Here is a 21,759-nt window from a genome sequence, read left to right on the forward strand (position 1 = left end):
TCTATAAGAATAGAAATGGGGATTTAACGAAATGCGAAAGTTAGAGAATTGTTTGAAGTGGTTTACTGTTTTTTTAATTTTGGCTACACCGCTGTTTACTTCATCTGGACAGGTCTCAGCAGCGAAAAAAGAGATCTATATCACTCTTTCTGGAGAAAAACACAGATATGTAGGAGAAGTCAAAAATGGTGTTCCTAATGGTAAAGGAATATCCTACTTTCCAAATGGGAAGAAGAGCTTTGAAGGTAAGTTTTTAGCGGGGAGGCCTCATGAAGGAAAAAGGTATAACTCTGATGGGAAGCTGTACTCGGATATCTCTAATGGACAGGGAAAGATCTATTACCCAAATGGAAAGTTTAATTATGTTGGTAAGGTGGATAAGGAAACATGGCTTCCCTCAGGTAAAGGTACCGAGTACGACATAAATGGAACGGTTAAATATAAGGGCGATTTTTTGAATGGTTCGTTTCATGGTCAAGGTAAGTGGTATACAGAATATGGTGAAATGTTCTATCAGGGTACGTTTAAGAATGGTTTGCCACAGGGACAAGGTAAAGCATATCAATATGGAGAAATTGCCTATGTTGGTGCATTTGATAAAGGAGTACCCACGTATTCTGGCAAAATTAAATTGTACGAAGATGGTGTAATCATCTATGATGGGCAGGCTAAAAATGGAGCTATTACCGGCAAAGGTAAAGGGTACTTAAACGGTAAGTTAGTCTATGTGGGCATGTTTAAAAACGGAAGACCAACGGGTGAAGGTAAATTCTATACGGAGAATAGTAGTGATGGCCCTAATATATCTATTTATATCACTGTCGATTAAGTACCAGGTAAGTAATTACAGGATCAATTCAAAACTTTCAGGAGCAGAGTCCTAAAATCATGATTAGATTTTAACAAATAAACCATCGGTAGGTGTGTTCATTGCATCGCCCGATGGTTTTTTGGCATAACTGCTTTTGAGATACAGCTATATATTTTAGTTCCGCTTAACCGCTCCATCCAGAAACAGGGCCACCAGTTCCCGTGCGAGTTCCTCAATGCTGCCGTCATTCATGTTGCGTACATCTTCGCGGTTCGCGAGCATCAGCAGTGACGTAAATGCATGGGCAAGCAGCATGGGGTTTCCGACCCGCAAGTAACCATTGTCCATCTCCTTCTGAAAATGGGTGGCTAGCACTTCAAATATGCGAACCTCCGCTTCTCGAATCTGGGCGAGTTGCTCCGTGTCCAGATGTTTCTCGGCTTCTCGCATCATGGTCTCCGTTTCAATATGGGAGTGTTGCATCTTTGCTTCAGCAACCTTAACCAGCCTTTCTTGCAATGAGCCGGGTTCTTCCAGACGGAGCGAAGTCTGCTGCATGCCCATCGCCATCATGCGGGTAATGGCAACAGTGAACAGATCGGCTTTGCTGGTGAAGTGATAATAGATTGATGCTTTGGTTACATTGCATAATGAAGCAATCTGCTGGAGAGAAACGGGTTCATACCCGTATTCCATAAACAGACGTGAAGCGGTCATCAATATGTTGGATTGCACAGATGCTTGATCCACACCTGTTTTGGGTCTACCCGGTGAACGGGGAATGTTTGTTTTTTTGCTCATAAGTACATACCTCTTTACGTATTTAATTGCTTGTTAGAAGTGTTCACAAAATTAGGCATTGCAAAATTAACCTTCCGGTATATATAATTAACTCGATTATACTATGACCCGTGGTTCATTACTACACCATCATATATATTAGGGCTTCATAGAAACAGAATAGGGAGATGAAGAGACAATGCAGGAAGGTTCGGGTTACGGCCGCTGGGTTGCCGGCAAACGAAGCAAATGGATTACACTGTTGGTATGGATCATTATCGCTGTTGTGCTTGGCATGGTATGGCCTGCTGTAGGTGATCGTGAAACCAATAACGCGCAGGATCTGAGTGAATCCAAACCATCGGTTCAGGCAGCTGCACTTGCCGAGAAGGAATTCCCTGGTGGTGAAGGACTGCCCGCGCTGATCGTATGGCGTCAAGCCGGCGGTCTGACGGATGAGCAGATTCAGAACATTCAGGCATTAACGGAGCGACTGGATCAAGATCCGGTAGAACAACAACAGTCCGTTGTGCCACTCTATCAATTACCACCACAGGCATTGAAAGGCCAGCTTTCGGAAGACGGAAGTACTTTGGTTATGCCACTTTTCTTCAATGAAGGTGCCGATTCGGAACAATTGAAGGAAGGTATTGAAGCACTTGAGCAAAAGACACAAGACATCTTCGGGGCAAACCCGTTCGATGTAGCTATAGACGATACCAATACATTGGTTGCCCGTGTGACAGGGCCGGTAGGGATATCCATTGACGCAAGCGGACTGTTCTCTTCCGCCGATGTATCCTTGCTGATCGCTACGGTTGTACTGGTATTAGTCCTGCTGTTGTTGATCTATCGCTCGCCGGTACTGGCGATTATCCCGATCATTGCCGTTGGATTCGCATATATGGTGACAAGCCCCATTCTCGGATTCATGGCGGATCAGGGCTGGATTACGGTGGATGCACAGTCGATCTCGATCATGACCGTATTGTTATTTGGAGCAGGAACGGATTACTGTCTGTTCATGATCTCCAGATACCGCCAAATTCTCTATCATGAGCCGGACAAAAAGAAAGCCATCTTCCAGGCAATCACCGGATCTTCCGGCGCTATTGCCATGAGTGGATTCACGGTCGTTGCAGCACTACTCGTGTTGTTGCTGGCTGAATACGGTGCATATCATCGCTTTGCCGTACCTTTCAGTCTGTCCATATTTATCATGTTTATTGCAAGTCTGACGCTGGTTCCGGCACTTCTCGCAATCTTCGGCCGGGGTTCATTCTACCCGTTCGTACCGCGTACCCATGAGATGGAAGTCGAACGTGCGAAGAAAAAAGGTAAACCGGCTCCTGCCCCGCGCAAAGTGAAGGAAAGCTGGATTGGCCGTGTTGTAGTAACAAAGCCATGGACCGTTCTTGCAATTACGTTGGTATTGCTGGGAGGACTGGCGGCATTCTCTACTCAGGTTAAATTTACGTATGATCTGTTGTCTTCCTTCCCGGAGGATGTGCCTTCCCGCGAAGGTTTCACGGTCATTGGCGAACAATTCTCCCAAGGTGAGCTGGCTCCAGTGAAAGTGATCGTTGATGCCGAAGGCAAAGAAACTGATCTGAAGCAGCGTCTCGAATCGCTGGATTACATTAGCAAAGTAGGCGATGCCCAGCAGGGTGCAGAGAATGCCAACATTACCGCCTTTGATGTGGAATTTAATCTGAATCCATATTCCATGGAGGCTATGCAGCATATTCCTGATCTGCGGGCTACTGCGGAACAGGCGCTTCAAGACGCTGGTGTAGCTAATGTGGACAGTCAGGTCTGGATCGATGGTCAGACGGCTGAACAGTATGACATTGAAGTGGCTGGAGAACGGGATGCCAAGATCATTATCCCAGTGGTCATCGGTATGATTACATTGTTATTACTATTATATCTGCGTTCAGTTGTAGCTACGGCGTATCTGATTGCAACGGTTGTTCTGTCGTATTTCTCTGCACTGGGTCTGGGTTGGATCATCATTCACTACGGACTTGGCGCAGATGCAATTCAGGGAGCGATTCCGCTGTATTCCTTCGTATTCCTCGTGGCACTGGGTGAAGACTACAACATCTTCATGATCTCTAGCATCTGGCAGAAACGCAAAACGATGCCGCTTCGTCAAGCGATTAGAGAAGGTGTTGGCGAGACAAGCTCTGTTATTACATCTGCAGGTCTGATTTTGGCAGGAACGTTTGCGGTACTTGCTACATTACCAATTCAGGTGTTGGTGCAGTTTGGTATTATCACAGCTGTTGGTGTGATGTTGGATACCTTCCTGGTTCGTCCGTTCATGGTGCCGGCTATCACCGCATTGCTGGGCAAATGGGCTTTCTGGCCAGGCAAGTATGTTCCAATTGCAGAGAAGAATGAGGAGAAACAGAACCAGTCCATGTAATGCATGGATTGGGTGAGATGGACGGCGGGGCTTCAAGCCTGCTGTCCATTTCTTTATTTTCCGAACGATGATGACCTCAACTCGTTGTCCTCCTGAGATGGAATGGTGGAACTGTAAAATATCCGCAGGATGAGACGTAATCCTGGCTTTCTTTGTATGGGGAAGGTTTACGTAACCAAGTGTTTTGGGACATAATAGAGGAAGCGTCGGCTTAGGGCAGACGGAAGAATTAACAACAATGGGACAACCAGGGGAAGGATGAAAGCAAGCATGACGAACCAACTTAATGTGTATTTCAACCATGACGGCGGCGTAGATGACCTCGTATCGCTGTTCATGCTTCTGCAAATGGACAATGTACATGTAACCGGCGTATCGGTTATTCCGGCAGACGGATATCTGGAGCCAGCAACAGATGCCAGCCGTAAAATCATCGATCGTTTCGGTACATATTCCGTAGAGGTATCCAAATCCAACTCCAGAGGGAAAAATCCATTTCCTGCGGCGTGGAGACTGCATTCCTTCTATGTAGATGCACTTCCAGTACTGAATGAATCCGGCAAAATGGAAGCACCACTCTCTACTGTTCCAGCACACCAGCATCTGATCGAGAAAGTGCGCAATACCGAAGGCAAAACGTTGCTCCTGTTCACAGGCCCACTGACTGACCTTGCGCGTGCACTCGACGAAGCACCAGACATTGAAGAGAAAATCGACAAGCTGGTATGGATGGGCGGTACATTTGAGCGTGGTAACGTAGAAGAACCTGAGCATGATGGCACAGCTGAATGGAACGTATTCTGGGACCCGGAAGCGGCTTACCGTGTATGGCAAAGTGGCATCCAGATCGATCTGGTTGCACTGGAAAGCACAAACAAAGTACCTCTGACTCCAGCCGTTCGTAACCGCTGGGCAGCGGAGCGTCGCTTCGAAGGCGTTGACTTCTTGGGTAACTGTTACGCAGGTTGTCCGCCACTGGTGTATAGTGAGACAAATTCCACCTACTATCTGTGGGATGTGCTGACAACGGCTTCCGTTGGACGCGAGGACATCGTGAAGAAGAAAACCGTAAACTGTATTGTCATCCCGGATGGTCCTAGCCAGGGCCGCACGGTGGAGCAAGCAGACGGACGTCCAGTACAACTGGTGTATGATACCGATCCGGAAGCGTTCTTTACGTACATGACGGATTTGGGTAAAAAAGCTGCTCCGCAGCGCTACTAATTCAGGCAGCCTCTGGGCTTGCCATCCTTAAAGGTACAACAAAAATAAAGCCGCAGGCAGTGTCCGGAAATGGGGTTGACCCCATAATCCCGTCCCTGCCGTGCGGCTTTTTGTTTTGGGCTGATTTTATATAGATTGATAACAGCGATCGGAAGTTTGTTCTGTCATCGAAGTGGCATGTGTGAATATTCTTAAGTTCAATCTGTATAACAATCTAAGCTGCCCGCTATATTTTAAATCGACTAATCAATCCGTTCAGCTCACTGGACAATACCCGCAGAGATTCGGCGGATGCACGCATCTCATCCATAGATTGCAACTGGCTTCCGGTAGCGTGCGACACCTGTTGGATACTTGAAGAGGATTCGCGTGAGATATGTTCCATATCCTCCACAGAAGCGGATACTTCTTCTGCACTGGCAGACAGCTGCTCGGATGCTGCGGATACTTCGTGCAGACGATCATTCATCGTCTCTATCCCGGTATGAATGGATGTGAATGAACGGCCTGCCTCCTGAACAACAGCGAGACCGGATTGAACTGCTGATGTGCTGGCAGACATATGTTCTGACAACAGGGCGGTCTGGCGTGTCATCTCGGCGATCAGTTCGGTTACATGCTGGGATGATTGCTCTGATTCCCCCGCAAGCTTGCGAACCTCTGAGGCAACCACCGCAAACCCGCTGCCATACTCTCCTGCACGAGCCGCTTCAATACTTGCATTAAGTGCGAGCAGATTGGTCTGTGAAGCGATGCCTTTCATCAGATGTGCCACCGATTCAATTTTACCTGAGTACTGCTCCAGCTGAGAGGTGGAGGCCACCATCTGCACATTTGCTTGATGAATTTTGTCCATGCTGTCAATCGCCGTGTTGATGTTGGCTTGACCTTGCACCGCGTTATTAGTCGTTTCCTGTGAGACATCCGCGACCATGGAGGAAGAATTGGCAATATGCTGCATGCTACGCGTAATCTCTTCCATGGCTACTGTGACTTCGCCTGCACGTGCTACCTGTTCTGCAGCTCCATTGGCCGTATGATTGGTATGCTCGGCAATACGCTGACTAGCTTCGGCAGTCGCCTGTGAATGTTTCGATACACCTTCTGCAGCCTCTAGCAGAGAATCGGAGCTTTGACGGATGCCCGTCATGACATCCCGGGTACCTGTAACCAGATGTTTGAACTCGGAAGCGAGCTGTCCCACCTCGTCCTTGCGACTAAGTTCAACGTTGACGGTCAGGTCGCCTTTTCCTACCTGGGTAATTAACTTCTTCAACTTCACCAATGGTCGGGTCAAGTAATGGGCGAATCCATACACCAGCAAGACACTCAGCAGAACAATAGCCAAGGCTGTCCAGATCATGGTCATACGGTTGCGGGACATCAGTTCATAGACCGCAGTGGAGTCCAGATCCGCACCGACCAGCCCCAGTACTTTTCCGTCATCTCCATGGATCGGCACATATGCTGTAATGGTAGCGCCATATTCATCCTGTGTGAGTTCACCCCGAATAGGCTCATTCTGTTCAAAAGCTTGCAGCATTCCTTCATAATGGGTCTCTTCTGCGGAACCGTAAGGGGAGAAGTCATCCTCTGCCACATCCGCAGCAGCCCCATCCACAACGTAGAAATATGTATTTGTTCCATTTTCTTCGCGAGTACCAAGTGTGTACAGATATTTGAGCCCATTGGCCTCGCGCAGCTGACTAAGCTGCTCACGCAATGTGCCATAATACGCTGTCTCCTCCTGTCCGGTACTGAGTGGTGCATACAGAGAGGTGTCAATTATTGCTACTGCCCGTTCAGCCACAGCCTGTGCCTGCATCCCCATGGATTGTTCGACCAGTTGAGCCGATGAACGGTACATGGTAATGCCAAGAACCGCACCCGCGGCTAGCATCAGACAGGAAAAAAATAAAAAGATCCTCATAAACAAACTGTTCATTGGTAAAGTGTTCCCCCTTGATCTGTTGAATCAATCGTCTCTTTGTCTCTTTACTTGGTGTTTGTCGTTCTTCTTTGGTTCGTATGTATTGTATATCCAATATACAGTTTTCTACTTGAAATATCGGCATCCGGTCCATAAAGAATTAGCCCCCGAGTCAATTTGATCCGGGAGCTAGTTTCGTTTCAATCCTACATTGACCATGCCCATCATTGGAAGAAACCTCATGGTTACTCCTTAGAGGGGCTTCATATAACTGAGTGATTACCTGATTACATTGTTCCGCCGCCCTGGCGAACAGAGGCAGGAATCTTTTCAGGTCCCTGATTAATATATTTATTAATAAAAGTACCCACCTTGGCATCATCGAATTGGTCGAGCTTCATCGTTTTGGTCCATGCGGTCACCACGACTTCACTGCCTTCGGGAATATCCTTGTTGGGTACAGCCAGAATACCTGCTCCGGCTTCGCGGAATTTAGCGAGGTATTTCAGATGTTCCTTCAAATCCTCGCTTGCGTTCTCACGATAATAGATGATGATATCCCCGTGCTCCAGATTGTGTACCAGGTAATTATAACCCGGGAAGTCGGTGTAAAATCCAAACTTGATATCATGCGGATTATGCGGCCCTGAAGTCGGGATCTTCATCTCATACTGAATAGGGTCCTCCGTATGGTCAGCCCCGTAATATTTATCGTCCGTCACGTCGATTGTCGCGTTGGACTCCAGATCAGCTACATTATATGTTTTACCTGCCCCTTGCATGAAGAAAAGGCCAAACGTAATAATCGACACAGCCATCATTACGTGTGCAGCCAGCCGAAGGGATCGACTTTTTTTCTGAATGTCCGCCCGCTCTTTCTTTTTCATGTGGCCCAGGATTTTGCCCTGTGTGCGTGATGCCCAGATATAGGCGGCGATGGAGAACAGCAACACGATTACACCTACGATGAGCCACAGGTAGGATGTACCTGCCTCGTGCTCCATTTGCATATGATCCATATGAGTCATGTCCATAGAGAGTTCCTCTGCTTTCTTTGTAAAATGAGTGATTAATACACTACATAATGTAGTGTTTATGGCAACGATGAATCCTCTCATTACGTAACGAGAGTTGCTGGATTGGTTTATTACGTAAATAAGAACATACCTGTTGCACTACACATTATAGTGTATGAAACATATTCGGCGCAACGCTGTCTTGGAAAATCAAAAAAAGACGTTCCCCGCGTGAGCAGGGAACGCCTTAATATAATCTAATGGGATAACAGCGATCGGAAGGTTGTTCTGTCATCGAAGTAACGAGTGTAAACAGCTTTATTCCAACTGAACTATTTTACAGACGTCCAAAAGGCGAAAGCATCAGGCTGATCAGTCCAATAATAATTTCACCCAGCAATTGATAAACAATAAAGAACACGACCGCATTGGCGATCAGCACACTGTACATGCTGTCGATGGCTGCTTTGGTGCGATTCAGTGGATATTGGAACAGCACCGAGTTCAGAGCGACAAAGACAATGATATATGAGACAGCAAGCAAGGAGATCGCGATGGAATACGAGATAATAATAAACAGATTCGCCAGAACAAGGGATACTACAGCAGGAACAAGCAATGTACCGAACTGGGCAACCAATGTTTTGGGACGGAAGGTTATTTTTTCAATCTTCAGAATAGCGTACATCAGTGCAATTGAGGCAATTAGGATAATGACGGTGAACAATAGCGGCCTTAAAAATCCACCAATGAACAAGCCGTCCATGCCTATGCGACTAAAGGTAATTAAGAAGTATGTAGAAGATAGAACTGCAATCAGCGCCATCGTTAGCCATCCGTTTAGTGAATGCTGGTCGCCAACGGTTTTCATCGTCTGATAAGGACGGGCCAATACACTGAGGAAATAGGATAGATACTGTTTACTTACTTCTTTGGCTTGCTGAACTTTCTCATTCTGCACGATATTATTCCACTGATTGGAGCTATTGTCTCCTGCAGAAGCATGGTCATTGGTGCCTGTTGATTCTCTTGCCTGTTCCTTGTGAATAGATACGGATGGTGTGTTGGATGGAGCGGATGCCTGGGAAGAGGTAGCCTGTGTGCTGGACCAACGGGTATATTCGGGTTCGGAAGCAGCAGCAGATTCCGGGTTCGGTACAGGAGTTGGTGATGAGGTTGTTTGCGTCAGATTAGAGCCGCACCTCTCGCAAAAATGGGCATCTCCATTTTCATGATTACATACTGGACATTTCATGGTATAAGCCTCCAATTTCTAGAAAATAAAAACATGTCAACATTGTGTCTCATTTTAACGGTTGATGACGAAGTTTGTCTATGTTTCGCAGGAATTAATACCCCTACAGAGAGAAAGTTGAAACGAAGACTCGAATGCTGTGTATTAAAACGTAGTTTAGAAGTAACAATAGTATAGGACTGACATGCAGGCATTTTAATGTAAATTCACCGTGGTTTAAGACGAATTTTTTTTGGGGGTAAATGTCTTATCGTTCGCTTCTGTGTGTGATTTACATGTTAAGTATATCTTTTGGGTTGCTCATTTCAGAAGATTTATGTATAATCAATCGTGTTAACACGTCGAATGTACGGTAGTAAGAGATGTGGGTGAGTTCATGGAACTACTGGACAGCAATGATAGCAAGAAGAAGATGTGCCAGTATTATAACGAAATCTCGAAGGAACTGTTCGGATTTGGCACCACTCTCCTGAGAGTGACCATTGACCAGAATATTGTGACCTTCTACGCGAAGCACCGACGTTCACCGCGCTCTGATGCCCTGGAAGGGGAGGCCCCCGGCTTAAAGCTGGAAGTGGACTTCCGCATGTCTGTCTTATATAAGAAGAAATTCCGGGAGAAGCTCGAGCAACACATGGGTTTGCCAATTGAAGCGATATTGCGGGATTATGATGCGTCCACTCAGTGGGCAATCACGAATGTAATTCTGGAACAGGCCTAGGATGGATCGGCAGGATTAATTCTTGTTGATGTATACAGAGGTTATGGCCCGGATTCATGATCAGGTTCCGTACAATTTCATATGATGGCGTCTGTCTTTGGATTGATTCTGAAGCAGAAACCGATGATGTACCGGCAGCGGGTGTCGCTTTCCTTTGTTTACGAAGAAAAGTGTTCTTGTTTATACAAGAATGCTTTTCTTTTTGTTTTTTAAGTCGAACTAACCCTGTATAACACATCATATTCTTCGAGAATCAGGAAGACCCTTCGATCGCTGTTATCCCCAGATTTCTTTTATTTCCTTTAAATAAGGGAGAAATCTTGTGATAAAGGCGAACACTTCGTTTCTCCAGGTTCTTTCTGTTTTCTACGTAAGATGTGTTATCAATTTAGTTCAACTTAATGGTTGGGTTGTTAAAACACACATATCAGGGGGAATCAGGATCATGATGAAAAAGTGGATTAGCGGTTTGGCAGCAGTGGCAATGACATCGGTATTACTTGCAGGTTGTGGCAGCAGCACGGATGATGCGACAGGCGGATCAGGCAGTGGGGGAACCGCAGCGAACAAATTGGTTATCTCCACTTGGGGCTTCTCGGAAGATTTCTTCAATGAAGAAGTATTTGGTCCCTTTGAAAAAGAACATAATGTAGACATCGTGCTCGAAGTCGGCAATAACGCTGAACGTCTGAATAAAATTCGTCAAGGTACATCAAATGTCGATGTTATCTACCTGTCTGATTATTATGCACAACAAGGTATCGATGAAGGTCTGTTTGAGAAAATCGACCGCTCCAAAATTCCAAATGTAAATGACATTTATGATATTGCCAAAGCACCACTTGGTGAAGATTATGGCCCGGCCTACACGGTTGGACAGCTCGGTATCGCTTATAACCCGGATCTCGTATCCAAAGAAGTGACTTCATGGAGTGACCTGTGGGACCCGGCGTTCGAGGGTAACCTGACCATCCCGAATATTACGGCAACAGCAGGCCCAATGGTTGTGGATGCAGCTTCCCGTGTAGCCGGAAACGATACGTTTAATGAAGATGCGGCATTTGCTGAACTGAAAAAACTGAGTGGCAATGTGGTGAAATTCTATAGCCAAACGTCCGAGTTCGTGAACATGTTCTCCCAAGAAGAAATTGCTGGCGGACCGATCATGGAAATGTATTTCAAAGATCTGAAAGCAGCCGTGCCTAATGCGAAGTTTGTTACACCTAGCGAAGGTGCATATGCCGTGATGAACACGATCAATGTCGTGAAGGGCAGCAAAAACAAAGAGCTGGCTGAAGAGTTCATCAACTGGCAGCTGAGCCAGGATGTACAAGCGAAATCCGCCAAAGCTAAAGTTGATTCCCCGGTGAACACAAAGGTTGAACTGACTGCTGAAGAAGCAGAAGGCGTAACATATGGCGCTGAAGTTGTTGAGAAGCTGAACAAGCTGGATATGGAATTTGTGAATCAACAGGTTAAAGGCTGGACAGATCGCTGGAACCGCGAGATTGCACAATAAATACAAGTAACCGACTGACTTAAAAGTTATCTTTGGTCAACATGTTTAACTTATATCATTTGCAGCAAGCAACCATATCACCGCATAGGAGTTGAGAACGGATGAGTGAAGCGCAAAATCGCATCATTCTGGATGTGGACACGGGGATTGACGATGCACTGGCGATTTTGCTGGCCGTCAAAAGCCGGAAGTTGGACATTCTCGGCATCACCACAGTCTGTGGGAACGTATCACTCCAGCAGGCAACAGAGAATACGTGCAAAATTCTTGAACTCGCGGGTGCACCTGAAATTCCGGTCATTGCCGGAGCGGCAGGACCCCTTACTCGCAAGTCGCATTATGAACACAGGGTACATGGACAGGACGGATTGGGCGGTGCGCTGCCTGATCCGGCGGTGTCCAAGCAAGCCGAGGAAGGTTTTGCGCCGGACTTTATCGTGGAGCAGGCCAAGTTATATCCAGGCGAACTGACATTGATCATGACAGCTCCATTAACCAATCTGGCACTCGCGCTGATGAAGTGTCCTGAATTGCCTTCTTTATTGAAGGAAGTCATCTTCATGGGTGGTGTGGTTCGCGGACATGGCAACATTACACCAACAGCCGAATACAACACCTACGCTGATCCAGAGGCGGCACGCATCGTATTGCACGCAGGCATCGAGAAGCTTACTCAAGTCGGACTGGATGTAACGCGTCAAACGCTGCTAAATGAAGCAACAATTGAGCGTCTCACCAATCCTGCACTACGCGCTTACGTGGCTCAGAGCACGGAGATTTATATCAACCGATATGAACAAATGAACGGCGTCCGCGCTTGCGCGTTACATGATCCACTAGCCGTTGGCGTAGCCCTTGCCCCGGAACTGGTAGGACGCAAATCCTATTACGTCGATGTCGAAACCGCCAGCCGCCTGTGCGATGGCCAGATGGTATGTGACTTCCAAAACCGTTTGGGCGAGCAGCCCAACACCCTCGTCTGCGAAACCGTAGACGCAGAAAGCTTCCTTGAACTGTTTATCAACGCGTTAAACGCGTAGCTATGATCTTCACGGCATTGGGGTTCAGTCTAAAATCAATCCTTACGTAATCAGCTGGTAGTGTAGGGGACGAAATCGATTCTGAAGAAGCGAAGCGTTCGCCTTTATCCTTGGATTTTTCCTTCTATTAAGAAGGAGATCAAGAAAATCCAAGGATAACAGCGATCGTAAGAACGATTCGTAACCGGAACGGCTGGTGCGCTAAACATGGACGTTTATTTTTGAAATGTGCGCCAGTGAAACGTGTGAATAAAACCATTTTACAAGTCAGGAGTATCGCGATGAAGAAATCAGTAATCTACTGGCTATTGCTGCCGGGGTTCGTGTTTTTGGCGGCATTTATGATCATTCCGATTGTCCTGACGATCGGATCGACGTTTTTCCAAGAAAACTCCTTCACGTTTGAAGGATACATGCATTTTTTCAGAGACCCATACTTTTTGAAAATATTGCTTACGACGCTGCAAGTCAGCGTGGTCACCACCATCGTCTGTGTGGTGCTCGGATTCCCGACAGCTTATTATATTTCGCAGAAAGCGCCGCGCCGCAAAGGCATTTTGCTGGCACTAGCGATCTTCCCACTGCTGACGAGCCCGGTCGTGCGCTCGTTCAGCTGGATGATCATTCTTGGACGCAAAGGGCTGATCAATAACACCCTTGTTGGTCTAGGTATCGTGGACAAGCCGCTGGACATTCTGTACACGCCGGCAGCGATGATGATCGGTCTCACGCATCTGTTCCTGCCACTGATGATTATCTCTCTGGTCGGTGTACTTGAGAACATTGACGGTGACCTGCTCAAAGCAGCACAAAGTCTGGGTGCATCGCGCATTACGGCATTCCGCCGGGTCGTGTTCCCACTGGCTGTGCCGGGACTTGTGATCGGAGCTGTGCTTGTTTTTGTCGGAAGCCTCACGGCGTATACCACACCTGCCCTCCTAGGAGGCAAGCAGCGCGTGATTGCTACGTTCCTGTATCAAAACGCCATGACCCTCAACGACTGGTATCTGGCCTCGGTTGTTGCCGCGATTATGATTGTAATTACATTTGTCGTGGTCGGTGTCATGAACAAAATGGCCAAAACTTTAAATCCGAAGGGGTAGACATATGCGGGAGAAACATATCGGGCTGGGCCTGTTCAGTCTGCTGGTCTTTATCTTTCTGCTGGGCCCGCTTCTGATCATATCGGTCACTTCGTTTGAACCGGGAACGGTACTCAAATTTCCGCCGGAAGGGTTCTCCTTCCGCTGGTATGAGAATATTTTCAACACAGGCGGTTTCCTCCGTACGTTCCAGACGTCCATCATCATTTCCCTGTTGGGGAACCTGTTGGCGCTCGTACTCGGAGTTCCGGCTGCGTATGCACTTAGTCGTTACGATTTCAAAGGCAAGTCCGTGCTGAACGCACTGTTTCTGTCCCCGGTACTGATCCCGGGAATCGTGCTTGGTTTTACATTGATGAAATACCTGATCGTAATCTACCATCTGCCGATGTACCTCGGATTGTTGATTGGTCATACGATTATCATGCTTCCATTTATCATTCGGGTTATCGCATCGAGTCTGTCGAGCTTTGACTTTGCAGTGGAAGAAGCTGCGCTGAGTCTTGGTGCGGGACGGGTAAGAACGTTCTTCACGATCGTGCTTCCTAACATCCGCTCCGGAATTATCGCTGCGGTGCTGATTGCCTTCTTGGAGTCCTTCAACAACGTGGACATCTCGGTGTTTATGACCGGACCAGGGGTAAGCACATTACCGATCCAGATGCTGACGTATGTGGAGAATTATTTTGACCCAACGATTGCAGCGATTTCCGTGCTATTGATGGTACTGACCGGACTCTTAATGTTCGTGATCGAACGGATCATGGGCGGATTTTCATACTTTACTAAACGTTAATTGGAGGCGCAGAACGCTATGGCATTGCTGACATTAGACCACGTATCCGTGGCATACGATAAGCAGACAATCCTGAAGGATTTTCAGTTGGAGCTGGAAAAAGGTAAACTGCTCTCCCTGCTCGGACCGAGCGGTTGCGGCAAAACAACTACGCTGCGCCTCATCGCCGGATTTCTGGAAGCATCACAGGGCAAGTTTATGTTCGGCGGCAAGGATTACACGAAGGTTCCGGCGAACAAGCGGAACTTCGGATTTGTATTTCAGAGTTATGCGTTATTCCCGCATCTGTCTGTCTATGACAACGTCGCCTTTGGCCTGCGGATGCGTAAAGTAAAAGACAAGGATATCTCTTCCCGTGTAATGCGAATCCTGGAAGTCGTTAACCTGAATGGATTTGAGAAACGTTTTCCACAAGAACTGTCCGGTGGACAGCGTCAGCGTGTGGCGATTGCCCGCGCATTGGTCATTGAGCCGGACCTGCTCTTGTTCGACGAACCACTCAGTAACCTGGATGCCAACCTGCGCCTCAACATGCGGGTGGAGATTCGCCGTATTCAGCAAGAGCTGGGCATTACGACGCTGTATGTCTCTCATGACCAGGAAGAGTGCTTCTCGATCTCGGATCAGGTAGCGATTATGAACAAAGGCTTGGTCGAGCAGCTCGACCGCCCGGAAACGATTTTTAAATATCCGGCAACGGAGTTTGTCGCACGATTTATCGGGTTCCATAATTTCATTGAATTTGAGGATCGCACTGATGCAGGTGAACTCATCACATTGCATGCAGGTGGCCGCACGTTTACGGCAACAGCGCATCCTGGAACAGCACGTCCCGGTGCTCGCAAAGGTGCGATTCGCCCGGATGATCTGATCGTTAGTGGAGATACTTCTGCGGATGTGGTGAATGCCTTGCCAGGGATTATCAAGGTCAGCACGTATCTGGGACGCAGTTATCAGTATGTAATTGAGACGGAACTGGGTGACTTTACAGCCAATCAGGAGATGGAAACACCGTACCTTAGTGGGCAACGTGTTAGCCTGATTTTCCCACAGGACAAGCTTGTACTGGTGGAGTAGCCGTGAATGGTTGGAATAGCTTGAAGTAGCTTGAAGTAATAAGAGCAGTAAAGAAGGCAACTCATGCGATGATTCCGGACGATGGCAGTGGTGCGCAGGTCATGTGCAGTACAGCAAATCAAAGTGCAGGTTCATTGTCCAGTTCGGATCTCGGTGAAATGCTTGTGAAGAAGGAGATTATGCCCCATGCGTGCAGATCAACTGATTGTTAATGTACATGTGTATAACAGTTATTATAAACGGTTTGAAATGAACAACGTCGCTGTATTGGACGGCAGATTCCTGTATGTTGGACCCGGCGGACCGGAGATGATTCAGGCAGACGAGGTCATTGATGCGCGGGGAAGATACATGATTCCTGGCTTGATCGATATCCATCTGCATATCGAAAGTACAATGGTGACACCGGAAACCTTCTCCCATGGTCTGATTGGCTGTGGAGTAACGTCCATTGTAGCTGAACCGCATGAGATGGCGAATGTGTTTGGGCTGGAAGGTGTGCAGGAGATGATGGCTGCGAGTCGGGAGACGACGGTGGACATGTTCTATGCGATCCCAAGTTCCGTTCCGGCAACCCCGATGGAGACAACAGGTGGTTCGATTGAAATCGAAGATATGGACGTGTTGCTCGCCACTGGCGAGATCATTTGTCTGGGCGAGATCATGAACTATGTCGATGTCATCCGTGATCCGGAGTGTAAGACAAACCAGATTTTACAGCATATCCGCAAAAACTATCCCGATCTGGTGATCGAAGGTCATACACCGAAACTGCTTGGACTCGATCTGCATCGACTGATCTACGCAGGTATCGATTCTGACCATACTCATCAGAGCATTGAGGGATTGCAGGCGCGGATTGCGGCAGGTATGTTTATTGAAATTCAGGAGAAATCAATGACACCGGAAGTCATGGAGTACCTGATTCAACATGATGTGGCACAGCACTTCTGCTTTGTAACAGATGATGTGATGCCGGATTCACTGGTGGAGCATGGTCATCTGAATCATATTGTACGTAAAGCAATTCAGATGGGGATGCGTCCGGAAGATGCGATCTACGCCGCAACATCTACCCCTGCTTCCCGAATGAAAATGACCGATCGTGGCAGCGTAGCCCCAGGCAAAGTGGCCGATTATGTGTTGGTATCCAACCTGGAGGAGCTCGCTATTGATCAGGTGTACAAAAACGGCCGCAAAGCTTATGACGATTACGAACCGTATAAGCAGGAACGCATAACCGGGCAGTTCCCACCTCACTTCTATAAGAGTGTACAGTTGGAGAAGTTGGGCGTAGCAGATTTTGCAATTCAGTTGTCAGACCCAAAAGTCAGCGGATCAGGTGTTGATTTCGCTGGTGAAGGTGAGTATCAATGCCGTGTCATGATGGTCAAGGATGGTTCTACTTTTGTAGAAGAACATATTGCACCGGTTCAGTCTTCGGATGGTGAATTGTTATGGGAAGAAAGCGGATATGCGCAAATCGCGACCTTTGAACGTTATGGTGTGAACGGCAATCGTGCACATGGTCTGATTGGTGGAGACACCATCAAGCGTGGCGCCATTGCAACGACATATTCACACGACAATCACAACCTGCTGGTTGTAGGACGTAATCGTGAAGATATGATAATCGCAGCTAACACGGTAATTTCAAGCCAAGGTGGCTTCTGTGTGGTGGAAGACGGTAAGGTGCTGTCCCATCTGGAACTTCCCGTAGGTGGCATTTTGACGGAAGAACCACTTGCAGTGGTGTCCCATCAAGTGAAGGAACTGAGAGCAGCGATGTTGTCTCTTGGATATGTACATTACAACCCGATCATGTCGATCAGTACTCACTCCCTTGCGGTAAGTCCGGCGCTGAAGATTACGGACCATGGCCTGATTGATGTGAATGCAGGTAAGGTTGTATCGTTAGTAATTTAATTAGAATACACACATTCTGTGGTGTACCTCCAATTAGATCGTTTGATAGTGGAGTAAATTTGGATTAGAAAAAGAAGGGCACCTCAGTTCACTACGATTTATGTTGTGGAAGGGGGGTGTTCTTTTTATATAAAAGAGCCACCAGCTTTCTTTCAAAAGCTACCCGCTCGATTTCGCCTATCCTTATTTGACCCGCGAGAAGAATTTGCCCTCATAAAATAAAAAAATCGCTAATTTAGCGATTTTCATTGGGCTATGTTTATAGCTCTTATACAAATTGCTTCATCGTCAAATTATAATAATTTCTCCGGGTTTTTCACTTTAATTGAAACAACCTCTCCGCAATCCAAACAAACCGTGAATACTCTTTCCGAGCCAAGCGCCAATTTCTTATCCATTGGACGAAGATTGATGAAATCCGTTGCTTGTACGAAAGACGTCCCTCCACAATCAGTACATTTCTTTTCTGAAATATCCATATATTCATCCCACCTTTTTAATCATTAATAGGTTCTTTAATATATTATATTCCATTAACTGGAACAAGACAATTGCTTATATACCTGTTTGTGTAGGCTTCGCTCATATGCAAAGATCTGATCGTCTATAGTACGATGTTTCATTGTTTGGACGGGACAATTGAATACATATATAGTAAGAAGAGAATGTTTGAACGCAAAAGCAGGAGGATAGACAACCATTATGAATGAAATAAATAATGCTAAAACCATATTTTTCGACGTGGATGACACCTTATATGATCAATTGCAGCCGCTTCGTGGCGCGTTGCAGGACGTTCTCGGCCTGCCGGATGATTTTCCTTATGCTGAGGCGTATCACCGCTTTCGTTATTACAGTGACTGGCTGTCTGCACAAGAAGATCTGTCCGCTGTACCAGAACCGGATGCAGTAGAGCGAATGCGCCGTCGTAGGTTTGAGATGACGATGGAGGAATTTGGACTTCCCCTACAACTGGGACAGGCTGAAAAACTGCAAGCAAAGTATCTGAGCAGACAGTTCGAGATTGTGCCTTTTGAAGGAGCGTATGAGCTGATCAGAAAGCTTCAGGCAGAAGGCCATACTGTTGGTCTAATCACCAATGGAGAAGGAGAACATCAGCGGCGCAAGCTTGAAGCACTGGATGTGCTTAGTCTCGTGGACGAGCATCTGATCTTCATCTCCGGTATGACTGGTTATGCGAAGCCGGATCGCAGGTTGTTTGAATATGTGAGTAAGCAGTCCGGGACAGATGCTCGTTCCAGCTATTACATCGGAGACTCGTGGCGTAATGATGTGGTAGGTGCAGTGGATGCGGGCTGGACAGTTATCTGGTTCAACCATCGGGATGCAGCGCCGGAATCTGATCATCAACCTCATTTTGTAGCACGTAGCTATGAGGAAATCAGTTCTATTCTGACATTTGAACCTGTCCGAGTTTAAGGAGATTTATGTTTAAAGGAGCAGTCCTTTTACCGTCTTAGGTGCAGGTCTGCTTTTTTTTATACAATAACTTCTAAAGGCGTCAATAATGAAGTGTCTAACTCTTCGCTTTCAATTACAATTGCCATGAGTCCAGTTTCTGTTTTAGTTTCGTGCCATTCATGTTTATCCCAGAGAACCGCTTCGCCACAACGAACCTTGATGTATTCATTTGCTTCACCTCTAACCCAACCCTCTCCACTTACGATCAAAAGGAGTTGAGGAACCACAGCTTGGTGATAACCTACTACTCCACCTTCAGCTAAATGCATACATCCGATATGAGCTGCTTTGTTAGTTTGCGTAATACGTGACATTACAAAATTAGAATCAAATTTGGTTATCTTTTTTCCTGACTCTTGTTTAAATTGAAATATCCTCATGTTTACCTCCGCAATAGTGACTAAGTTAACTTCCTATAATGGTAACTATCCTTATGATGGGTATCACACTATTCCACTAATTTATGGATAATCCAATCAGATGAGTCTATCATAGCTCCAATCGTTTAGGAACAATTTGCTTACATTCATCATTTTGTTAATTGTCTGTGCCAACGTTTCTATGAAGCTCTGCTTCATGGAATCTTCATTTTCAAGACAGTGCAAAAGCCTTCCCAAACAGGATATGCAGTGTTATAATTAAAACAAGATTTAGATTAAGTCTAAATTAAAAGAAGCAAACCAAAGCAATCCATCATAAAATTCAAATTCTATTTTTATATTCGAGAGGGGATAAATTCCATGAGCACAATCCAAACTAGAAACAACACTTTTGCCAACAACGCCACAGCACTTCAAGAGGTTCTGAACCGTCAGATCGCAGGCTGGTCTGTACTGTACACGAAACTGCATAACTTCCACTGGTATGTTCAAGGACCTCATTTCTTCACACTACATGCCAAATTCGAAGAGCTGTACAACTTGGCTACGGCAAATATGGACGAAGTTGCAGAACGTTTGCTGGCTATTGGTGGACGTCCGGTAGCTACGATGGGTGAACAGTTACGTCTGTCTCCAATTGAAGAGGCACAAGGCCAGTTGTCTGCTGAGCGTATGGTAGAGTCGGTGATTACTGATCTGCGTACAATGGTGGAAGTGATTCATCAAGGCATTCACGAAGCGGGAGAAGCAGAGGATAACGCAACGGAAGATATGCTGATTGGATTCACTGCTGCACTGGATAAAGAGGTCTGGATGTTAAACGCATTTCTGGGCAAATAAGAAAAGTCACCCTACATCCTGACAACGATATGTAGAGTCCGTGAACAAACTGTCCGTTCGCTTACAAATCCGGTGCGCTTGCCGTATAATGATGGCATTCAAGATGTACAGAATGGTGGAATGAACGATGCGGTCAGACCTGGAACAATTGCAGGAAGAAGCTGAACGGTTTATATATACATGTTATGAAGAGCTGGGTCATTCGCGTGAAGACGCGCAGGCCCGGCTTGTTGCCGTTATGGGAGAGATCGAAGCAACGGGTACCTATGTGCATACCACAGAAGAATTGGAGCAGGGGTGCAAAATGGCCTGGCGGAACAGTAATCGCTGCATCGGACGGCTGTTCTGGGACAAACTTCGGATCGTGGATGCCCGTCATGCCGATACGGCAGGAACGGCAGCGGATGCTGTGTTGAATCATATCCATATAGCGTCCAACGGTGGCAAAGTGATCCCGATGATTACCATTCTTCCACCGGATGGACCGGAAGGAACTCCGGTACGGCTCTGGAATCATCAGCTCATTCGTTATGCAGGATATGAGACAGAGCAAGGCATTATTGGAGATCCTGCTTCGGTGGAGCTGACCAAGGCGGCGATGTCACTTGGCTGGCAGGGGACAGGTAGCTCATATGATGTGTTACCGCTCATTATTCAGGCACAAGGACAAGCCCCAGAGTGGTTTGTTGTACCCGAAGAAGAGATTGTGGAAGTGATGATTGAACACCCGGAGCAGAAGAAGATTGCTGAGCTGGGTATGCGTTGGTATGGTGTGCCGATGATCGCCGATATGCGACTGGAGATTGGCGGCATATCTTATCCAGCAGCGCCATTCAATGGTTGGTATATGGGTACAGAGATCGGCGCCCGTAATCTGGCGGATACGTTCAGGTATAATATGCTGCCTGCGGTGGCCGCAGCATTTGGATTGAATACGTCGAGTGAAACGACATTGTGGAAGGATCGTGCGTTGGTGGAGCTGAATGTGGCTGTGCTGCATTCGTTCAAAAAAGCAGGCGTGAGCATTGTGGATCACCACACGGCGGCAGCGCAATTTGCTATGTTTGAACAGCGGGAAGAGAAGGCTGGACGTGAGCTGACCGGGGATTGGGTGTGGCTGATTCCGCCGGTATCTCCGGCGACAACGCATATTTTCCACAGCTCCTATCGTAATGAGATCGTGAAGCCGAACTTTTTCCATCAGGATCAGGCGTATACCCTGAAAGATGGTGTGGCATCTGCCGCAGAGCCGAGAAGGAGCGAGCAGCAGAATGCACAGGTAGAGAATCCCCAGCCACAGGCCGGAGATGCACCAATGAAATGCCCGTTTGCACATTAAATTGTGCAGGCGGGTTATTTTTTGTGATCCTTTTTTATCAAACGAAGGGCTTTAAAATAGGAAAAAAATGAAAAGATTCTTTCTCTATA

The 21,759-nt window shown here is 46.9% G+C and carries 20 protein-coding genes; 14 read left to right on the top strand and 6 right to left on the bottom strand.

Going from position 1 to position 21,759, the window contains the following annotated elements:
• The first annotated feature begins 31 nt into the window (after nt 1-31).
• Nucleotides 32-829 (top strand): MORN repeat-containing protein, encoded by a 798-nt coding sequence (locus BLS69_RS21310; protein ID WP_091035967.1) that lies wholly within the window; start codon nt 32-34, stop codon nt 827-829.
• A gap of 156 nt (nt 830-985) precedes the next feature.
• Here the strand turns inward: BLS69_RS21310 and BLS69_RS21315 are convergent, their stop codons facing one another.
• Complete coding sequence (locus BLS69_RS21315) at nt 986-1,612, bottom strand: TetR/AcrR family transcriptional regulator (protein ID WP_091035970.1); 627 nt, start codon at nt 1,610-1,612, stop codon at nt 986-988.
• Between the two features lie 178 nt (nt 1,613-1,790).
• On the opposite strand from BLS69_RS21315, the gene BLS69_RS21320 reads away from it, so the two are divergent.
• Both BLS69_RS21320 and BLS69_RS21325 read left to right on the top strand, forming a co-directional pair.
• Nucleotides 1,791-4,022, top strand: a complete 2,232-nt coding sequence (locus BLS69_RS21320) for an MMPL family transporter (protein ID WP_091035971.1) — start codon at nt 1,791-1,793, stop codon at nt 4,020-4,022.
• A 270-nt stretch (nt 4,023-4,292) separates the two neighbouring features.
• A complete protein-coding gene (locus BLS69_RS21325) occupies nt 4,293-5,246 on the top strand; it encodes a nucleoside hydrolase (RefSeq protein ID WP_091035973.1) in 954 nt (317 codons plus the stop codon).
• A gap of 226 nt (nt 5,247-5,472) precedes the next feature.
• Here BLS69_RS21325 and BLS69_RS21330 read toward each other — a convergent pair whose 3' ends face one another.
• The 3 genes from BLS69_RS21330 to BLS69_RS21340 form a co-directional block, all read right to left on the bottom strand.
• Nucleotides 5,473-7,191 (bottom strand): methyl-accepting chemotaxis protein, encoded by a 1,719-nt coding sequence (locus tag BLS69_RS21330; protein WP_091035974.1) that lies wholly within the window; start codon nt 7,189-7,191, stop codon nt 5,473-5,475.
• Nucleotides 7,192-7,463: 272 nt separating this feature from the next.
• Complete coding sequence (locus BLS69_RS21335) at nt 7,464-8,210, bottom strand: DUF3105 domain-containing protein (RefSeq protein WP_176872918.1); 747 nt, start codon at nt 8,208-8,210, stop codon at nt 7,464-7,466.
• 319 nt (nt 8,211-8,529) lie between these two features.
• Entirely contained in the window at nt 8,530-9,447 is a 918-nt protein-coding gene (locus BLS69_RS21340) for a hypothetical protein (protein WP_091035979.1), read from the bottom strand.
• Between the two features lie 376 nt (nt 9,448-9,823).
• On the opposite strand from BLS69_RS21340, the gene BLS69_RS21345 reads away from it, so the two are divergent.
• The 8 genes from BLS69_RS21345 (at nt 9,824) to BLS69_RS21375 (ending at nt 17,629) form a co-directional block, all read left to right on the top strand.
• Nucleotides 9,824-10,168, top strand: coding sequence for a Na-translocating system protein MpsC family protein (locus BLS69_RS21345; RefSeq protein ID WP_091035982.1), 345 nt, complete (start codon nt 9,824-9,826; stop codon nt 10,166-10,168).
• Between the two features lie 448 nt (nt 10,169-10,616).
• Entirely contained in the window at nt 10,617-11,687 is a 1,071-nt protein-coding gene (locus tag BLS69_RS21350; RefSeq protein WP_036613093.1) for an ABC transporter substrate-binding protein, read from the top strand.
• A 101-nt stretch (nt 11,688-11,788) separates the two neighbouring features.
• On the top strand, nt 11,789-12,727 hold the full coding sequence (locus BLS69_RS21355; protein ID WP_091035984.1) for a nucleoside hydrolase: 939 nt from the start codon (nt 11,789-11,791) through the stop codon (nt 12,725-12,727).
• 281 nt (nt 12,728-13,008) lie between these two features.
• Nucleotides 13,009-13,830: an ABC transporter permease gene (locus BLS69_RS21360; RefSeq protein ID WP_036612869.1), complete on the top strand. Its 822-nt coding sequence runs from the start codon at nt 13,009-13,011 to the stop codon at nt 13,828-13,830.
• Nucleotides 13,831-13,834: 4 nt separating this feature from the next.
• Nucleotides 13,835-14,626, top strand: coding sequence for an ABC transporter permease (locus BLS69_RS21365; protein WP_017691790.1), 792 nt, complete (start codon nt 13,835-13,837; stop codon nt 14,624-14,626).
• Nucleotides 14,627-14,644: 18 nt separating this feature from the next.
• Entirely contained in the window at nt 14,645-15,703 is a 1,059-nt protein-coding gene (locus tag BLS69_RS21370; protein WP_091035987.1) for an ABC transporter ATP-binding protein, read from the top strand.
• Nucleotides 15,704-15,771: 68 nt separating this feature from the next.
• The gene (locus BLS69_RS32220) at nt 15,772-15,915 is read left to right on the top strand and encodes a hypothetical protein (RefSeq protein ID WP_176872920.1); all 144 of its coding nucleotides are present in this window, start codon (nt 15,772-15,774) and stop codon (nt 15,913-15,915) included.
• Nucleotides 15,890-17,629 carry an adenine deaminase C-terminal domain-containing protein gene (locus BLS69_RS21375; RefSeq protein WP_091035989.1) on the top strand — a complete coding sequence of 580 codons (1,740 nt, stop codon included), beginning with the start codon at nt 15,890-15,892 and terminating at the stop codon, nt 17,627-17,629. The genes BLS69_RS32220 and BLS69_RS21375 overlap by 26 nt, the downstream gene beginning before the upstream one ends.
• A 293-nt stretch (nt 17,630-17,922) precedes the next feature.
• Here the strand turns inward: BLS69_RS21375 and BLS69_RS21380 are convergent, their stop codons facing one another.
• On the bottom strand, nt 17,923-18,108 hold the full coding sequence (locus BLS69_RS21380) for a hypothetical protein (RefSeq protein WP_091035991.1): 186 nt from the start codon (nt 18,106-18,108) through the stop codon (nt 17,923-17,925).
• Nucleotides 18,109-18,331: 223 nt separating this feature from the next.
• Here BLS69_RS21380 and BLS69_RS21385 point away from each other — a divergent pair, with 223 nt between their 5' ends.
• The gene (locus tag BLS69_RS21385) at nt 18,332-19,069 is read left to right on the top strand and encodes an HAD family hydrolase (RefSeq protein ID WP_091035993.1); all 738 of its coding nucleotides are present in this window, start codon (nt 18,332-18,334) and stop codon (nt 19,067-19,069) included.
• 59 nt (nt 19,070-19,128) lie between these two features.
• Here BLS69_RS21385 and BLS69_RS21390 read toward each other — a convergent pair whose 3' ends face one another.
• On the bottom strand, nt 19,129-19,491 hold the full coding sequence (locus BLS69_RS21390) for a cupin (RefSeq protein WP_091035996.1): 363 nt from the start codon (nt 19,489-19,491) through the stop codon (nt 19,129-19,131).
• 360 nt (nt 19,492-19,851) lie between these two features.
• Here BLS69_RS21390 and BLS69_RS21395 point away from each other — a divergent pair, with 360 nt between their 5' ends.
• Together BLS69_RS21395 and BLS69_RS21400 are read left to right on the top strand one after the other, a co-directional pair.
• Nucleotides 19,852-20,331: a Dps family protein gene (locus BLS69_RS21395; protein WP_176872922.1), complete on the top strand. Its 480-nt coding sequence runs from the start codon at nt 19,852-19,854 to the stop codon at nt 20,329-20,331.
• A 127-nt stretch (nt 20,332-20,458) separates the two neighbouring features.
• On the top strand, nt 20,459-21,670 hold the full coding sequence (locus BLS69_RS21400) for a nitric oxide synthase oxygenase (RefSeq protein ID WP_091035998.1): 1,212 nt from the start codon (nt 20,459-20,461) through the stop codon (nt 21,668-21,670).
• Nucleotides 21,671-21,759: the final 89 nt, after the last annotated feature.

Source organism: Paenibacillus sp. CF095 (assembly GCF_900101225.1).
In the GTDB taxonomy this organism is placed as follows: domain Bacteria; phylum Bacillota; class Bacilli; order Paenibacillales; family Paenibacillaceae; genus Paenibacillus.

Coding starts and splice junctions, on each gene's coding strand:
- BLS69_RS21330 (WP_091035974.1), bottom strand. CDS start 7,191: ATGAACAGTTTGTTTATGAGGATCTTTTTATTTTTTTCCTGTCTGATG.
- BLS69_RS32220 (WP_176872920.1), top strand. CDS start 15,772: ATGATTCCGGACGATGGCAGTGGTGCGCAGGTCATGTGCAGTACAGCA.
- BLS69_RS21370 (WP_091035987.1), top strand. CDS start 14,645: ATGGCATTGCTGACATTAGACCACGTATCCGTGGCATACGATAAGCAG.
- BLS69_RS21395 (WP_176872922.1), top strand. CDS start 19,852: ATGAGCACAATCCAAACTAGAAACAACACTTTTGCCAACAACGCCACA.
- BLS69_RS21375 (WP_091035989.1), top strand. CDS start 15,890: ATGCGTGCAGATCAACTGATTGTTAATGTACATGTGTATAACAGTTAT.
- BLS69_RS21400 (WP_091035998.1), top strand. CDS start 20,459: ATGCGGTCAGACCTGGAACAATTGCAGGAAGAAGCTGAACGGTTTATA.
- BLS69_RS21355 (WP_091035984.1), top strand. CDS start 11,789: ATGAGTGAAGCGCAAAATCGCATCATTCTGGATGTGGACACGGGGATT.
- BLS69_RS21360 (WP_036612869.1), top strand. CDS start 13,009: ATGAAGAAATCAGTAATCTACTGGCTATTGCTGCCGGGGTTCGTGTTT.
- BLS69_RS21315 (WP_091035970.1), bottom strand. CDS start 1,612: ATGAGCAAAAAAACAAACATTCCCCGTTCACCGGGTAGACCCAAAACA.
- BLS69_RS21390 (WP_091035996.1), bottom strand. CDS start 19,491: ATGAGGATATTTCAATTTAAACAAGAGTCAGGAAAAAAGATAACCAAA.
- BLS69_RS21310 (WP_091035967.1), top strand. CDS start 32: ATGCGAAAGTTAGAGAATTGTTTGAAGTGGTTTACTGTTTTTTTAATT.
- BLS69_RS21385 (WP_091035993.1), top strand. CDS start 18,332: ATGAATGAAATAAATAATGCTAAAACCATATTTTTCGACGTGGATGAC.
- BLS69_RS21340 (WP_091035979.1), bottom strand. CDS start 9,447: ATGAAATGTCCAGTATGTAATCATGAAAATGGAGATGCCCATTTTTGC.
- BLS69_RS21325 (WP_091035973.1), top strand. CDS start 4,293: ATGACGAACCAACTTAATGTGTATTTCAACCATGACGGCGGCGTAGAT.
- BLS69_RS21345 (WP_091035982.1), top strand. CDS start 9,824: ATGGAACTACTGGACAGCAATGATAGCAAGAAGAAGATGTGCCAGTAT.
- BLS69_RS21380 (WP_091035991.1), bottom strand. CDS start 18,108: ATGGATATTTCAGAAAAGAAATGTACTGATTGTGGAGGGACGTCTTTC.
- BLS69_RS21320 (WP_091035971.1), top strand. CDS start 1,791: ATGCAGGAAGGTTCGGGTTACGGCCGCTGGGTTGCCGGCAAACGAAGC.
- BLS69_RS21335 (WP_176872918.1), bottom strand. CDS start 8,210: ATGGACATGACTCATATGGATCATATGCAAATGGAGCACGAGGCAGGT.
- BLS69_RS21365 (WP_017691790.1), top strand. CDS start 13,835: ATGCGGGAGAAACATATCGGGCTGGGCCTGTTCAGTCTGCTGGTCTTT.
- BLS69_RS21350 (WP_036613093.1), top strand. CDS start 10,617: ATGAAAAAGTGGATTAGCGGTTTGGCAGCAGTGGCAATGACATCGGTA.